The sequence below is a fragment of the Alcanivorax sp. HI0044 genome (assembly GCF_001634945.1).
This window is the reverse complement of sequence record NZ_LWEZ01000123.1, coordinates 1-849: the sequence shown is the minus strand read 5'-3', so window position 1 is coordinate 849 and position 849 is coordinate 1. Positions and strand designations below refer to the sequence as shown.

Below are 849 nucleotides of genomic sequence, written 5' to 3'. Positions count from 1 at the left end.
GGTCGCCTGTATCGCCATGCTGACCCGCAGCCATGCGCCCTGGCGGTTGATGTTGTTGCTGCCGGTGTTGATGGCCGTGGCGGGTGCGGTGCTGGTTCTGCAGTTGTCACTCATTGCCCCGCTGGCATACCTGAGTTTTGTTCCGCTCTACACCTTGTTGGTTATCCCTGCGGCATTGCTGGGGACGCTGCTCCAGCAGCCCTGGTTGTTGGGGGCTGCCGCCACCGGGGTGGAATTTTCCGTGTGGGTCATGATGTGGCGGCGAATCTGGGCGTGCCGTCATGGCTCAGGCTGCCGTCCATGCCCGCAGGTATCGTCCTGATGATTGGGGTGATGTTGCTGCTGATGCCATTTTTGCCATTTCCTCGACGTTTGCTGCCGCTTTTCCTGCTGCCCTGGTTGACGCAGAAGCCGGCAACACTGGCGCCGGGGGAGTGGTCACTGACGGCTTTTGATGTGGGGCAGGGGCTGGCATTGGCAATACGTACCCGTGAGCACCTGCTGATTTATGATGCCGGGCCGTCCTGGCCCGGTGGCAGCATGGCGGCCCAGAGTATGAGGCCGTGGCTGTCGGTCACGGGGCAGCAGGTAGACCGCACGGTGATCAGCCATGGCGACAATGACCATGCCGGCGGGCTGACTGACTTGCCGGCACCAGGCCTGTTGCTCAGCGGCGAGCCGCACAGGGTGCCAGGCAGCCAATTATGCCAGGCCGGTGATCAGTGGCGCTGGGACGGCGTGATCTTCACGGTGCTGTGGCCCCGCGAGCCAGGGCCGGCCGGGAACGGCGCCAGCTGTGTGCTGCATGTTGATGGGCCATTTGGTTCCGCCCTGTTGCCTGGCGATATC

General features: G+C 63.5%; 1 protein-coding gene and 1 pseudogene. Both read left to right on the top strand.

What is annotated here, in order from left to right:
• A pseudogene (locus tag A3730_RS32440) lies at positions 1-322 on the top strand (hypothetical protein); the annotation flags it as partial.
• Positions 301-849, top strand: a 549-nt coding sequence (locus A3730_RS32435; RefSeq protein ID WP_231883803.1) for a ComEC/Rec2 family competence protein, incomplete at its 3' end; no start/stop codon positions are given. The pseudogene A3730_RS32440 and the gene A3730_RS32435, both read left to right, overlap by 22 nt.